This is a genomic window from Sciscionella marina DSM 45152 (assembly GCF_000379465.1).
Taxonomy (GTDB): Bacteria; Actinomycetota; Actinomycetes; order Mycobacteriales; family Pseudonocardiaceae; genus Sciscionella; species Sciscionella marina.
Genome location: NZ_KB905388.1, coordinates 102,650 through 116,568 on the forward strand (window position 1 = coordinate 102,650; position 13,919 = coordinate 116,568).

8 protein-coding genes are annotated in these 13,919 nt (G+C 70.0%); 2 read left to right on the top strand and 6 right to left on the bottom strand.

The genetic code is table 11. The annotated features are described in order from the left end of the window. Nucleotides 1-40 precede the first annotated feature (40 nt). The 3 genes from A37U_RS48360 to A37U_RS0115050 all read right to left on the bottom strand — a co-directional run bounded on the left by A37U_RS48360 (nt 41) and on the right by A37U_RS0115050 (nt 2,958). Nucleotides 41-826, bottom strand: a complete 786-nt coding sequence (locus tag A37U_RS48360; protein ID WP_020497470.1) for an IclR family transcriptional regulator — start codon at nt 824-826, stop codon at nt 41-43. After that, nucleotides 826-2,220: a dihydroorotase gene (locus A37U_RS0115045; protein WP_020497471.1), complete on the bottom strand. Its 1,395-nt coding sequence runs from the start codon at nt 2,218-2,220 to the stop codon at nt 826-828. Before A37U_RS0115045 ends, A37U_RS48360 begins: the two co-directional genes overlap by 1 nt. 72 nt (nt 2,221-2,292) lie before the next feature. Further along, the gene (locus tag A37U_RS0115050; RefSeq protein ID WP_020497472.1) at nt 2,293-2,958 is read right to left on the bottom strand and encodes a response regulator transcription factor; all 666 of its coding nucleotides are present in this window, start codon (nt 2,956-2,958) and stop codon (nt 2,293-2,295) included. 78 nt (nt 2,959-3,036) lie between these two features. On the opposite strand from A37U_RS0115050, the gene A37U_RS0115055 reads away from it, so the two are divergent. Next, on the top strand, nt 3,037-3,915 hold the full coding sequence (locus A37U_RS0115055; RefSeq protein WP_020497473.1) for an oxidoreductase: 879 nt from the start codon (nt 3,037-3,039) through the stop codon (nt 3,913-3,915). On the opposite strand, the gene A37U_RS0115060 is transcribed toward A37U_RS0115055, so the two are convergent. The 3 genes from A37U_RS0115060 to A37U_RS0115070 all read right to left on the bottom strand — a co-directional run bounded on the left by A37U_RS0115060 (nt 3,912) and on the right by A37U_RS0115070 (nt 12,988). Beyond that, nucleotides 3,912-10,220: a type I polyketide synthase gene (locus A37U_RS0115060; protein WP_020497474.1), complete on the bottom strand. Its 6,309-nt coding sequence runs from the start codon at nt 10,218-10,220 to the stop codon at nt 3,912-3,914. The genes A37U_RS0115055 and A37U_RS0115060 overlap by 4 nt on opposite strands. Next, nucleotides 10,217-11,965, bottom strand: coding sequence for a fatty acyl-AMP ligase (locus tag A37U_RS0115065; RefSeq protein WP_020497475.1), 1,749 nt, complete (start codon nt 11,963-11,965; stop codon nt 10,217-10,219). Before A37U_RS0115065 ends, A37U_RS0115060 begins: the two co-directional genes overlap by 4 nt. Before the next feature lie 414 nt (nt 11,966-12,379). Further along, a complete protein-coding gene (locus A37U_RS0115070) occupies nt 12,380-12,988 on the bottom strand; it encodes a LysE family translocator (protein WP_020497476.1) in 609 nt (202 codons plus the stop codon). 88 nt (nt 12,989-13,076) lie between these two features. On the opposite strand from A37U_RS0115070, the gene A37U_RS0115075 reads away from it, so the two are divergent. Continuing rightward, entirely contained in the window at nt 13,077-13,556 is a 480-nt protein-coding gene (locus A37U_RS0115075) for an Lrp/AsnC family transcriptional regulator (RefSeq protein WP_020497477.1), read from the top strand. The last annotated feature ends 363 nt before the right edge of the window (nt 13,557-13,919 follow it).

Below are 13,919 nucleotides of genomic sequence, written 5' to 3' on the forward strand. Positions count from 1 at the left end.
CGAGGAGCGCAAGGCAGGCCGCATCGGGCCAGCAGAGCCGTCATTCCCTCTCCCCTTCGTGCTTCTCGTCCGGTGGCAGCCAGGCGTTCTGCTCGGCGGGCAACCGTGCGGCGAGTTCCTCCGCCGCGGCGCGCAGAATCCGGACCGGTTCACCGGTTTCCGGGAATTCGCGGTCCTTGCCGATCAGGGACAGCGCGCACACGCAGGTCCCGCCCGCGATCACCGGAACCCCGACGGCGGTCATGCCCGGGGTGAGCCAGCCGCGGCTGCAGTGGTACCCCTCGGCGCGGATCGCGGCGAGCTCGGTGCGCAAAGTCTGGGCGCTCGGGGTGACCGCCGTGTAGCGGGTGAGCCGCCCGCCGAGCACCTTGCGGCGCACCGCACCCGGCGCGAAGGCGAGCAGCGGGGTGGCGCTCGCTCCGGCGTAGAGGGTGAGGATCTCGCCGGGCCGGAACGCGATGCTTCCGCTGCCGCTGCGCCGCGTGTCCAGGCACAGTGCCGCATTGTGCACCCGGACGGTGAGCGCGACCGAGAAACCGGTACCGCCCCGCAATCTGGTCAACAGCGGGCGGGCGAGGTCGATCAGGTGCTCGGAACTGTCCACCGAACGGTCCGCGAGCCGCCCGCTCGGGGAAAGCTGGCCGCCCACCTCGACCAGGAAACCGGCATTCTTGAGCAGCCGCACATAGCGGTACGTGGTCGAGGAAGGCAATTCCAGCCCTGCCATGATCTCCGCGACATCCACCTGACCACGGTCCTGGACGAAGGCGAGCACCTGCAGCCCACGCTCCATCGAGGACAGTTCGGCTCCGTGCACGACGGTCATCACCTCCGGTACACCTGCTCGCCCCTGCCCGGGGCGCCGGTCAGCCCACCGTCCACATTCCACACCACCTGGCCACGAGAAACGGTGAGCGTGACCCGCGCGCCCGGGGAAAACCCGTGATACGGGCTCCATCCGGCATTCGAGTGCAGCGCGGACTCGTCCACCTGCCAGTCCTCCTCCGGGCGCAGCACCAGGATGTCGGCATCGTGCCCGGGCGTGAGGCGGCCCTTGCGGTGCCCGATCCCGTAGCGGTCGGCCGGATTCGCGGTCAGCGCGGCGACGGCATTGGCGAATTCGGGGCCCTCACCATAGCGGCGCAGACAGCCCCCGAGCGTGGTCGCGACCAGAGTCTCGGTGCCCGGGGTTCCCGAGTGATTGTCCAGGATCCGTTCATGGTCTTTGAGTTCCGCGGGCCATGGCGCGTGATCCGAGGAGATCACGCCCGCCAGACCGGATGCGACCGCGTCCCACATCGCCTCGCGGTTGCCCGCATCGCGCAGCGGCGGGTTGATCTTGAGCCGCCCGCCCTGGGTTTTCATGTCCTGCTCGGTGAACAGCAGATAGTGCGGGCAGGTCTCGAAACTGATGTCCACGCCCTGGCCGCGGTACCAGTCGACCAGTTCGGCCGAGCGGCCCAGCGAGAGGTGGCACAGGTGCAGCCTGCCCTGTTCCTGGGCCGCGATCTCCATCGCGGTGAGCACGCCGAGGGTTTCCGAGACCGGGGGCCGGGTGCGCCCGTGGGTGAGCGGATCGGTGGAATCCCGGTTCTCCGCGAGCAGGGCCTTGATGATCTCGTTGTTCTCCGCGTGCGCGCACAGGGTGGATCCGGCCTCGCCGACCGCGCGGGTCACGTCGAGCAGTTCGGCGTCCCCGATGCGCGGGAACCGGAAGGGATCGGTGTCGAACAGCGAAACCTTGAACCCGACCACACCGGCGTTCACCAGTTCCTCGGCCCGGCGCCAGCCACCACCGGGTTCCAGGGTGCCGAGCAGCGCCACATCCACCACCGCTTCCCCGGCAAGGCGCTCCTGCTTCGCGGCCAGCCGCTCCAGATCGTTCACCGGGCCCGCGCCGTCGAAGGGCATCTCCACGATGGTCGTGACCCCACCGGCCGCCGCGGCCGAGGTCGAGGCACGCAGCCCCTCCCCGCCGTGCGAATAGGAGTGCACATGCGCGTCCACCGCGCCGGGAAGTATGTAGGAGGAACCCACATCGATGACCCGGGCCTCGGTTTCCGGTGCGCCGTCGCCGTTCTCCGGATCGAACTCGGCCTCCGGCACGATTTCGGCGACCCGGTCACCCGCGATCCGTACCCTGGCGCGCTCGAAGCCGCCTGCTCCATCGGGCACCCTGCCGAGCAGGACAAGGTGCACCTTCGCATCACTTGCGTCCACGGCTGCCGAAGGTAGAAGGCGCTCCCACCGGCCCGACAGCCCATTCCCGCAGAACGGGAATCGGCGCTCGCTTCAGACCAGCCCGAGTTCGCGGGCGCGTACCCCGGCCTGGAAGCGGGATTCCGCACCGAGCGCGGACATCAGTTCGGCCACCCGGCGCCGGTAGGTGCGCACGCCGAGGCCGAGGGCGCGGGCGGCGGCCTCGTCCTTGGTTCCCTGGCTGAGCAGGTCGAGCACGGCGGGCGCGAGAGCGCGGATCTCGGCGACCCGGGCGTCGTAGACGGCGAGCTCGGTCGCGGAGCGCCAGGCGGTCTCGAACAGGGCGAGCACGGCGTGCACGGTGTCGGGCTGGCTGATGACGCTGTAGCTGCGCACTCCGCTGCTGCGATCACCGGCGAGGATGGCGACCCGGCCGTCGATGACGATGGTCTCGTTCAGTTCATCGGTGGTGATCCGGATCCGGGCCCCGAACCGGTCCCGGTGTTCGGCGAGTTCGCGCGCCGAGATCACGTCGAGCAGCAGGCCGGCGCGGTAGATCTTGCGCACCCGCATATCGCCCGCGCGCCGCGCCATCGCCGCGGTGAACTCGTCCATCCGCTGGTCGGCCACCCAGGTCGCGAGGTCGTTGGCGGCGCATGCGAAGTCGGTCGCCGCCGCCAGCAGATGGCCGACCCGCTGGTAGAGCTCCTGCTCACCGCGCAGGACGGTGACGGTGTCCCGGGCATCGCGTGCTCCCATGTCACCGATTCTGCCTCAACAGCCGGCAGCTTGTTGCCAAATCCGGACGGCGGGCCTTCGGGCGCCCACGCTGGTGGCATGACACAAGCACCGAATGCGGCCGCCGCGGGAACCTGGAAACTCGGCGAGCAGACCGTCAACAGGATGGGTCTCGGCGCGATGCGGCTGACCGGGATGCCCTGGGATCCGGCCGCCAAGCGCCGCGAACCGGCGATCACCGTGCTGCGCAGGGCGATCGAGCTCGGCGTGAACCACATCGACACCGCCGCCTTCTACTTCACCCCGACCCGCTCGGCGAACGAGCTGATCAGCACGGCCCTGCAGCCCTATCCGGAGGACCTGGTGCTCACCACGAAGGTCGGGCCGAGCCGGACCAGAAACGGGGAGTTCGAGTACGCGCGCCCCGAGCGGTTGCGCGGCCAGGTGGAGGAGAACATCCGCCAACTGGGCCTGGACCGGCTCGATGTGGTCAATCTGCGCTGGGGCACCGGGCTGGACAAGGAACCCGGTTCGGTCGCCGAGCATTTCGGGGCGCTCGCCGAACTGCGCGAGGCGGGCCTGATCCGCGAACTGGGCATCTCCAATATCGGCACCGAACAGTTGCGCGAGGCGATGGCGATCGCCCCGGTGGTCTGCGTGCAGAACCGCTACAGCCTCACCGACCGGGCCGACGATGCCGTGCTCGCACTGTGCGCGGAGCACGGCATCGCGTTCGTCCCGTTCTTCGCGGTCACCACCGGGGCCGAGGCACCGGGAGAGGCCGAGCTCGCCTCGGTCGCGCAGGCGCACGAGGCGAGCCCGGCGCAGGTGCGGCTGGCCTGGACCCTGCACCGCGGCCCGCATGTGCTGGCGATCCCGGGAACCGGGGATCCCGCGCACCTGGAGCAGAACATCACCGCGGGAACACTGGTACTCAGCGAGGCGGAACTGGCCCTGCTGGACGGGATCGCGGCCTAACTCAGCACACGCGCCGCGCGCAGCACCCGGCTCAGGTGCTCGGCGATCACCTCGACGTTCGGCGGATCGAGCAGCGAGAGGTGATGTCCGGGAACCACGCGCAGTTCGAGGCGGGAGCAGAACTCGTCCCAACCGCGCGCCGGATCGGAGCGGTCGAAGCGCGCGTCCCGCAGCCCGCCGGGCACCGCGGATCCGGCACTGTAGAACTGCACCGGTCCCGGATAGGGCTGCGGCCGGTAGCGCTCCAGCAGCCGGGCGTCCAGGAACGAGGCGTGCTGGTGGGCCAGGATCGCCTCGCCGACCCGTTCGTCGATCACCCGGGCGTCGACGATGCTCTGCACGAGCAGATCGGCCTGGCCGAGCGCGTCCCTGCGGGCCATCTCGGCGTAGGGCAGCTCGACGTCCTCGCCGTAGGCGGTGCGCAGGAATTCGCCGTAGCGTTCGAACCGGCGCTCGAGCAGTTCCACCTCGCTGAAGCCGTCCGGTTCGGGCAGCGGCACGATCGGGTCGATCATGGCGAGCACATCGACCCGTTCACCCTCGGCACGCAGCTGCTGGGCGCATTCATAGGCGAGGAAACCGCCGAAGGACCAGCCACCGAGCCGGTAGGGACCGTGTGGCTGCCGACGGCGCAGTTCGGGAAGCCAGTCGCGCACCCGTTCCTCGACCGAGGCGGTGGTTTCGGTGCGGTCGAAGCCGTAGACCGGATAACCGGTGCCGAGCAGGTCGACCAGTTGCCGGAACACCGCGGTGTCCCCGCCTCCCGGGTGGAAAAGGAACAGCGGGGCGCCCTCCCCTTCGGCGCGCAGTACCCGTACCGGTCCGGCATCCGCTCGCTGGGCGGCGCGCACCAGCATCGCCTGCAGTTCCGGGGTCCTGCTGGCGAACAGCTCGGCGACCGGTTGCGAGTGGCCGCTGCGTTCGGAAAGCAGCGCGGCGACCAGTTCGGCACGCACCGGATCGTCCGGGAACTCGGTGCGCACCCCGACGGGTTCGCCGAGCACTTCCTGCCAGACGGCGACCACGAGCCGTTCCGCGGCATCCCGTGGCCCGGTCGGTTCGGGCTCGGCCGCCGCTGTCGCCACGTCCGGCTCCGCCGCGCCGAGACCGAGTTCGGCGCACATCCAGTCCCGCAGCTGCGCGGCACTCGATCCGCGCAGCAGCACCGAAACCGTCGGGGCGACACCGAAATCGTGCTCCAGCGCATTGCGGATGCGCACCGCGAGCAGCGAGTCAACCCCGAGGCTGGGCAACGGGACCTCGGCGGGGAAGGACTCCGCCGCGTGCCCGGTGATCTCCGCGACCCGGAGCAGCACCTGACCGGTGACCAGTTCCCTGGCCTGTTCCGGATCGGTATCGCGGATCTCGGCGATATCCGGCCGGCGGGTCTCCACCTCGTGCCCCGCGCACAGTTCGGCGAACAGCGGGATCCCCGCTATGCCGGGGAAAGCCGCGAGCAGCTCCGGAATATCCAGCGGCACCGCGCCGAATGTGCCTTCCTGGCCGAGAATGCGTTCGAAGACCTCGATGCCCTCCTCCGGGGCGATCGCGCGCACCCCGGGCATCTCCACATCCGCGGCGGCGCCGACCTGCGCCCAGGTTCCCCACTGCACGCTCGCGGCGGGCAGCCCTTCGGCCCGGCGCAGTGCGACAACGGCGTCCAGATAGGCGTTGGCGCAAGCGTAGCCGGGCTGGCCGGGCGAACCGAGCAGCGCGGCGGCCGAGGAGAAGCCGAACCACCAGTCGAGTTCGAGGACCTTGCTCGCCTCGTGCAGGCGCAGCGCCCCGATCGCCTTCGGTGCCCAGGTCCGTTCCAGGGTTTCCGCGTCCAGCAGGGCCGCGGTGCGGTCCTCGAACACGGCAGCGGCATGCACCACTCCGCGTGGGTTGCCCGCCTCGGCGAGCAGCCGTTCTGCCACTCCTGGTTCGGCGATGTCCCCGCGCACCACGGCGACCTCGCTGCCGTGCGCGCGCAGTTCCTCGATGGCCGCGCTCGCCGACTCGTTCGGGGCAGACCGGGCGTTGAGTACGATCCGGCCCGCACCGCGTTCGGCGAGCCGGCCCGCCACGAGCAGCCCGAGCCCGGAGAGCCCTCCGGTGATCACATATCCGCCGTCGGCGCGCACCAGCGGAGCCTGCGCCACCGGGGCGGGCACCGGTTCGATGCGGGCCCCGTAGCGGTCCGCGCCGCGCACCGCTACCTCGTCCTCGGGATCCGCGCCGTCCCGCGTCGCCGCGTCGACCACGGCCAGGTCGTCCACATCGAGCCAGCTCACCCGCAACCGGGGCTGTTCGTTGGCGAGCACCCGTACCAGTCCGCGCACCGCGGCGAGCGCCGGATCACCCTTCTCACCGGGCAGCACGGCGGCCGCATCCCTGGTCACCAGCCACAGCCGGGCGTGTGGATTCTCGGCGAGCGCGCGAACCACGTCCAGCACCCGGGCGAGTCCGGCCTGCCCGTGATCGCTGCCCGCACCGAGCACGTAGGCCACCCGGCGCGCCGATTCCAGGCCGGTGAGCTCGCTCGATTCGTCGAGCAGCACAAGCGGATCACCCGCATCGCTCGGCGCCGGTGGGATCGGGCGCCAGGTGCGGCCGAGCAACCGCTCACGAAGCGGAGCAGCGAGATCCGCCCGTGTCCTGCGGCACAGGGCGATGTGTTCGAGTTCGAGAACCACCCGGTCCTGCGCATCGGCGAGGCGCACCATGGCATACGGTTCCGCGCCCTCCTCGCGCACGCTGACCTCGGCGCGCACGGCCTCGCCCGCGCCCGGGTGACCGCGGATCGCCCCCAGTTCAGCGGGCAGCCACACCGCTTCGGAGTCCGCGAGAGCGGCGGTGATCGCCTGCAAGCAGCCGTCCAGCAGCACCGGGTGCACGCCGAAACCGCCGCGTGGCGCGGATTCCGGCAGCTCCACCCGGATGTGCGCGCCGTGTTCTCCGGTGCGCAGCTCGGTGATTCCGGTGAAGGCGGGGCCGTGCTCCACGCTCAGCGCGCGCAGTCGTTCATAGAACCGGGCGGGCGGCACCGGTTCACCGGCGGGCTCACCGAGTTCGGCCGGTGCTGGCTCGGTCTGGGCCAGTCCGGCCTCGGCGAGCAGCGTCCAGGTTCCCTCGCTCTCCTTGGTGTGCAAGCGGAACCGGCCGTTCTCCACGGTCGTGGTGACCCTGGTGTGTTCACCGAGCGGCAGCGTTTCGAGCAGCCGCAGTCCGCGCACTTCGAGGCGGCCGGGTTCGAGGCCGAGCGCCACCTGGCCGGCGCGCAGGGCCATTTCGGCCACGCAGGATGCGGCGAGTACCGGGCGCCCACCGAGGCGGTGCTCACCGAGCCAGGGCCGCGCCCCGAGGCCGAGATCGGCGCTCCACACGTGCAGGGTGCCGCCGGGGACCTCGCTGTAGGTGCCGAGCAGCGGGTGTTCCGCAGCGGGGACGCGGGTCGCCGGTTTGGTCCAGTGCGCCCCGCCCTGCCAGGCCGTGGCCGGTATGTCGACAAGTCGGCCCTGGGTGGCGTAGCGGATCGCGCCGACCGCGAGCAGTCCGGCCCGGTTCGCGGCGAACCGTTCCCGCTCCCCCTCGTCCCTGCGCAGGGTGCCGAGCACGAGCGGGCGCATCCCGGCGCCCTCGGCGATCTCGTGCACGGCGTGCCGCAGCACCGGATGCGGGGAGATCTCCAGGAAAGTGCGGTGCCCGTCCTCGAACGCGGCGGAGACGGCCTCGGCGAACCGCACCGGATTGCGCACATTGCCCACCCAGTAGTCGCCGTCGAGCGGACGCTGCGCGCGCGGATCCTCGCTCGCGCTCAGGTACATCGGCACCCCGGGCAGCACACCGTCCACTTCGGACACGTATCCGGTGAGTTCGCGCGCGCACGGGGCGACGATCCGGCAGTGCCCGGCCACCTCGGTGTTGACCAGCCTGCCGAGCAGTCCGCGCGCGGCAACCGAATCGGCGATCGCGCTGACCTGTTCGAACTGCCCGGCGATTACGGTCTGGCGCGGGGCGTTGTGTGCGGCGATGTCCACATCCGCGTAACCGAAGAGCAGTTCGCGGACCTCCTCGACGGAGAGTTCGAGTACGGCCATGGTGCCCAGTCCGGCGGTGCGCGCGAGCAGCCGGGATCGGTGCACCACGATCAGGGCTCCATCCGCGAGCGAGACCGCGCCCGCGACGACCGCCGCGGCGATCTCCCCGAGCGAGTGCCCGACGACAGCGGCCGGTTCGGCACCGTAACTGCGCCAGAGCATGGCGAGCGCGAGCTGCACCCCGAACAGATAAGGCTGCAGCTCGGCGAATTCCTCAGGCTCCACACCGTTTTCCAGTACCTCGCGAAAGGACCAGCCGGTCAGCGGATCGAGCGCGGCCGCGATCTCGTCCACCGCCTGGGCGAAGGCCGGTTCGGTGCGTAGCAGCTCGGTACCCATGCCGCGCCATTGCGAGCCCTGACCGGAGAACACCCACACCGCGCCTTGTTCGGTGCGGGTTCCGGTGGCCACCCGTTCCTCGGGGACCGCGCCGGCGAGCGCGTCCAGCCCGGAGAGCAGTTCGGTGTGGTTCGCCGCCGCGATCACCCCGCGATGGCGGCCGCTCGCCCGGCGCGCCATGGTGTGCGCGATATCGGCGAGCTCGACGGCCGAGCCCTCGTCGGCGAGCCAGGACCGCAACCGCGATGCCTTGTGGCGCAACCGATCCGGTGTCGCGTCCGCGAGCAGGTAGAGCCCGGTGTCCCCCGGATCGGCCTGCTCGGCTGCGGGTGCCTGCTCCACCACGACGTGTGCGTTGGTGCCGCCGAAACCGAATCCGGACACCCCGGCCAGCGCCGGGCGCTCGTGGTTCGGCCAGGGCCGCGGGGCCGCGGCCACGGCCAGGTTCAGGCCCGCGAAGTCGATGCGCGGATTGGGTTCGGTGAAATGCAGACTCTCCGGGATGCGCCGGTTGGCCATGGCGAGCACCACCTTGATCAGCCCGGTGATTCCCGCGGCCGCTTCGAGGTGGCCGAGGTTCGTCTTCACCGAGCCGAGCAGCAGCGGGTGCTCCGGATCCCGTTCGGCACCGAGCACCGCGCCGAGCGCGTTCGCCTCGATCGGGTCACCGAGCAGCGTGCCGGTGCCGTGCGCCTCCACGTAGTCCACATCGGACGGTGCGACCCCGGCATTGCGGTAGGCGGCCCGCAGCAGTGCTTGCTGCGCCTGGGGATTCGGCGCGGTGAGTCCATTGGAACGGCCGTCCGAGTTGAGCGCGGAGCCACGCAGCACGGCCAGCACCCGGTCTCCGTCGCGCTGGGCAACGGACAGCGGTTTGAGCACCACGACCCCGGCCCCCTCGGCGCGCGCGATCCCGTCCGCCTCCGCGTCGAAGGTCTTGCACTTGCCGTCCGGGGAGAGCACTCCCAGTTCCTCGAAGTGCACCGTGACCCCGGGCCCGAGGATGAGGTTCACCCCCGCGGCGAGCGCGATCTCACTCTCCCCGGAGCGCAGGCTCTGGACGGCCAGGTGCACCGCGGTCAGCGAGGAGGAGCAGGCGCTGTCCACGGCGACGCTCGGGCCGCGCAGATCGAGCACATAGGACAGCCGGTTGGCCGCGATGCTCAGCGCGGCACCGGTTCCGGTCCACGCGTCGATCCGGCTGAGGTCGTCCAGGGTGAGGTGGCTGTACTCGTTCCCGCTGATCCCGACGAACACCCCGGCCGCGGTGCCGCGCAACCGCTCCGGGGAGATCCCGGCGTGTTCGAAGGCCTCCCAGGCCACTTCGAGCAGCATGCGCTGCTGCGGGTCCATCGCGGCCGCCTCACGCGGGGCGATCCCGAAGAACTCGGCGTCGAAGGACTCGATATCGCGCAGGAATCCGCCGAACCGGCCCAGCCGGGAAAGCCGCTCGACTTGTTGCGGGGAGTCGTGCCCGAACTGCTGCCAGCGGCCGGGCGGGACCTCGCTCACCCCGGATTCCCCGGCGAGCAGCAGCCGCCAGAAATCCTCCGGTCCGCGGATCCCGCCGGGCAGCCGGCAACCGAGCCCGACCACGGCGATCGGTTCCTCGGTCCGGACGGCGGCGGGCGCGTCCTCGGGCGCCGCGCTCGGCTCTTCGGTCAGCGAGGCCACCAGCGCCTCGATCGTCGGGTACTGCCAGGCGAGATCGGAGGACAGTTCCCTGCCGAGCTCTTCACCGAGATCCTGGGCGAGCCCGACCGCCTCCCGCGAGGTCAATCCGAAGTCCCGCAAGGGTTCCGCGGTGTCCACATCCGACTCGTCAATGCCGCAGATGTCCGCGAGGGTCGTGATGAGCCACTGGCGAAGACGTTCGGCGTTCATGCGGTTCTCCCGTTCTCGGCAGCGTCGATGGCTTCCAGATAGCGGGTGCGGGTCGCGGCGCGGGCGATCTTCCCGCTCGAGGTACGCCGCACCGTTCCCGGTGGCACCAAACGGAAATCGAGCAGACGCAGGTCGTGGTGCCGGGCGACGGCGGCGCGCACCTTTTTCGCGACCGGGCCCGGTTCCCGCTCGGCCTCGGGCACGTGCTGGGAGAACTCGGCCACGACGACCGGGCCTTCCTTGCCGTCCCGCTCGATGCTGAACACCGCGAGCCGGTCCCTGCGGATCGCCGGGTGCGCCTCCTGCACGGTGGCCTCGATGTCCTGCGGGTAGTGGTTCTTGCCGTCGATGATGATCAGGTCCTTGACCCGGCCGGTGATGTAGAGCCGTCCCTCGTGGAACACCCCGAGGTCACCGGTGCGCAGCCAGCCCGTTCCCGGCAGCTCACCCGGTTCGGCGAGGGTGCCGCCGAAGGTCTCCGCAGAGCGCTCCGGCTGCCGCCAGAACCCGTCCGCGACGTTCGGCCCGTGCACCCAGATCTCGCCGACGCGCCCCTCCTCGAGCACCGCGCCGCGCTCCGCATCCACGATCCGGACCAGCTGGCCGACCGGTTTTCCCGCCGACACAAGGGAAATCGCGCAGTCATCGGTTTCCTGGACGAGCTCGAGCGCACCGGCTCCGAGCAGTTCCCGGTCCGCGGTGAGCACGTGCGGGCCCTGGCTCGCGGTCACGAACACCGTCGCCTCGGCCAGGCCGTAGGAGGGGCGGTGTGCCTGCTCGGCGAAACCGAGCGGGCCACAGGCCTGCTGGAAACCGGCGATCGTGCTCGACCGCACCGGCTCGCTGCCGTTGATCGCGGTGCGCACCCCACTCAGATCGAGTTCGGCGCGGTCGGCATCGGTCAGTTTCGCGGCCGCGTACTCGAAGGCGAAGTTCGGCGCCGCGGTGATCGCATCGTGGGCCCTGGAGAGCAACCGCAGCCAGCGGACCGGTTTCCTGGTGAACGAGAACGGCGTGGTGAACAGGCAGGGACAGCCCGCGGCCACCGGAAGGCAGACCAGCTGCACCAGTCCCATATCGTGGAAGAACGGCAGCCAGCCGACGCAGGTGCTCTCCGGCCCGACCGCGTAGGCGCTGCGTACCTGGGCCACGTTCGCCGCGACCGCGCGCCGGGTGATCACCGCACCGGCCGGGCTGCGCGTGGAACCGGATGTGTACTGCAGATAGGCCGGATCGGTCTCGGCGCGCGGCACCGGCTCGAAGTCGTCGGCGAGCGCGCTGTCCACGGCGTCCACCGCGAGCAGGTTCTTCGGCCGGGGCACCGGCTGGCTGTCCCGCAGTTCGCGCACCGCGTCCATGGACTCCGAGGACGTGAGCCACACCCGCGAATCCGCGTCGGCGAGCGCGCCGACCAGCCGCTCCCCGTGCGCGCTCGCCTCGGGGGCGAACAGCGGCACGCTGATCGTTCCCGCGTACAGCGCGGCGTAGAAACCGATGACATAGTCCAGATTCTGCGGACACAGCAGGGCGACCCGTTCCCCCGAATCGGTCAGCTCGCCCAGCTTCGCCGCGACGGCGCGCGCCCGGCGATCGAGCTCGTACCAGCTGATGGAGTGCTCGATGCCCTCCGCGTCCGTGCCGTAGTCGATGAAGGTGAACGCGGTGTCCTCGCGTGCCGCGAGCTTGGTGAGCGCCTCGGTCAACGGCTCGATGTCGGTATCGATTTCAGCATCGTAGAATTGCATCGCTTTCCACCAAACACTTTAATTGTTCACGCTGAAATGCACGAGTGCGCATATCTTTCTGGTGTCACAGCTTCGTGTCGCATGTCTTGGGAAGAATTGCCCGGCTGCCACATCGCAGATCCGGCGGAAGCTCGAATACGAGTTGGACCGTACGCCGTCACCGATCGGGTGGCAATACACCACTCGCTGTGAAGCAGCCCACCACGGCCGGGTGATAACAAGGTGATGAACGGGTGGTGTCGGTTATTAACGGGTTTCTATCGCGATACGCGGTGAACGCCCGTTTTTGGATTTAACCAATCACCTTCATGGGGTACCCATTCCACGGACAATGTTTTACCGGGCAGCCGATACCTCGAACTCCGGCACAGTTTATTTTTCCATGACCGCGCGTGAACGTGAGGTGAACGCGATTCAATCGGCGAGCAGCAGCCCGGCCATCGCGATCAGCGCGCCACCGCAGCAGCGTTCGAATACCTTCCGCGCCTTCGGTTCGGCCAGCATCCGGGAGAACCAGCCGACGAGCGGGACCACGATCAGCCACCATCCGGCGAATCCGAGCACCACCACCGAGCTGAGCAGCACGGCCTGACCGGTCGGATCCGCGTGCGGGTCCATCGCCTGCGGGACCAGGGTGAGGAAGACGAGCATGACCTTCGGGTTGAGCACATCGCAGAGCAGCCCGCGCAGGAACACCGCGCGCGCCGACCGCGGGGCCAGGTCCGGCTCCTCGGGACCGCGGTTCCTGGTACGCAGCAGCGTGCGGATACCGAGATAGGCGAGATAGCAGACCCCGACGACCTTGAGCACGGTCAGCAGCACCGGCGCGGCGGCCACCAGCGCGGACAGCCCGAGCACCGCGGCGACCGCGTAACACAGCAGCCCGCAGGTGACCCCGGCCGCGGTGAGCCAGCCCCATTTGCGCCCAGTCGCGGCATTGCGGGTGACCAGCACGAAGTTCGGCCCCGGCACCAGCACGATGACCACCAGGGCGAGCAGGAACGGTCCCCACGCGATGTGCACGTCAATCCTCCCTCGAACACCGGACGCACACACCCATGCTGTACAGAAATTCCCCAGTCCACCAGCTTCGACGCATATAGTTTGTGTCATGGGTGCTTCAGTCGAACTGGATTCGGTGGACTGGCGAATACTGGAGGAGTTGCAGAACGACGCCTCGATCGCGAACCGGACCCTCGCCGAGCGGGTCGGGCTCGCCCCGTCCAGCTGTCTGCAGCGGGTGCGCAAACTCCGGGAGTCCGGCGTGATCACCGGCATCCACGCCAGCGTCTCCCCCGCCGCGCTCGGGCTCGGCCTGGAAGCCGTGGTGTCCATCAACGTGCGCCCGCACACCAGGGAGGTGGTGAACTCCTTCCAGCGGTTCATCCTCACCCAGCCGGAGACGCTGAACCTGCTGCACGTCAGCGGGCAGGCCGACTTCCTGCTGCACGTCGCGGTCGCCGACAGCGGGCATCTGCAGACGTTCCTCGTGGACACGCTCGCCTCGCGTTCGGAGGTTCGTTACTTCACCAGCTCCGTGGTACTCGACGAGGCGCGATCCCGGGCGCTCACCCGGCCAGGGCGCGCCTGACGGCCCCGTAGCCTGCTGCGCTGCAATGTCGGCGGCGTGCCGCCGCGTGCCATGTCGGCGCCTCGCGGCGTTGTCGTCAGTCACCGCAGAAACCCGCTGCGGCTCGATCCTCCGCCTTGCCGATCTCGGGCGCGGGTGTCCCGCAGGAACACCGCCGATCTGGCTCCCGCTCGCGACGGCAGAGGACCATCAGACACGCTGTGAGTCTTTCCGGTGGCTGGTCTGGGACCGGCTGGCAGGGTTGGCGTCGGTCGTCCCACCCNTGGTCGTGACTCGAGACACGCTCGGCCCCATCGGGGTGCTCTGCTAGGGATCTGTCCGACCAGGGCGGGGTAGCCGGCGTCGTCCTGGCCCACCTCGGTG

Coding starts and splice junctions, on each gene's coding strand:
- A37U_RS48360 (WP_020497470.1), bottom strand. CDS start 826: ATGACCGTCGTGCACGGAGCCGAACTGTCCTCGATGGAGCGTGGGCTG.
- A37U_RS0115055 (WP_020497473.1), top strand. CDS start 3,037: ATGACACAAGCACCGAATGCGGCCGCCGCGGGAACCTGGAAACTCGGC.
- A37U_RS0115075 (WP_020497477.1), top strand. CDS start 13,077: ATGGGTGCTTCAGTCGAACTGGATTCGGTGGACTGGCGAATACTGGAG.
- A37U_RS0115050 (WP_020497472.1), bottom strand. CDS start 2,958: ATGGGAGCACGCGATGCCCGGGACACCGTCACCGTCCTGCGCGGTGAG.
- A37U_RS0115060 (WP_020497474.1), bottom strand. CDS start 10,220: ATGAACGCCGAACGTCTTCGCCAGTGGCTCATCACGACCCTCGCGGAC.
- A37U_RS0115065 (WP_020497475.1), bottom strand. CDS start 11,965: ATGCAATTCTACGATGCTGAAATCGATACCGACATCGAGCCGTTGACC.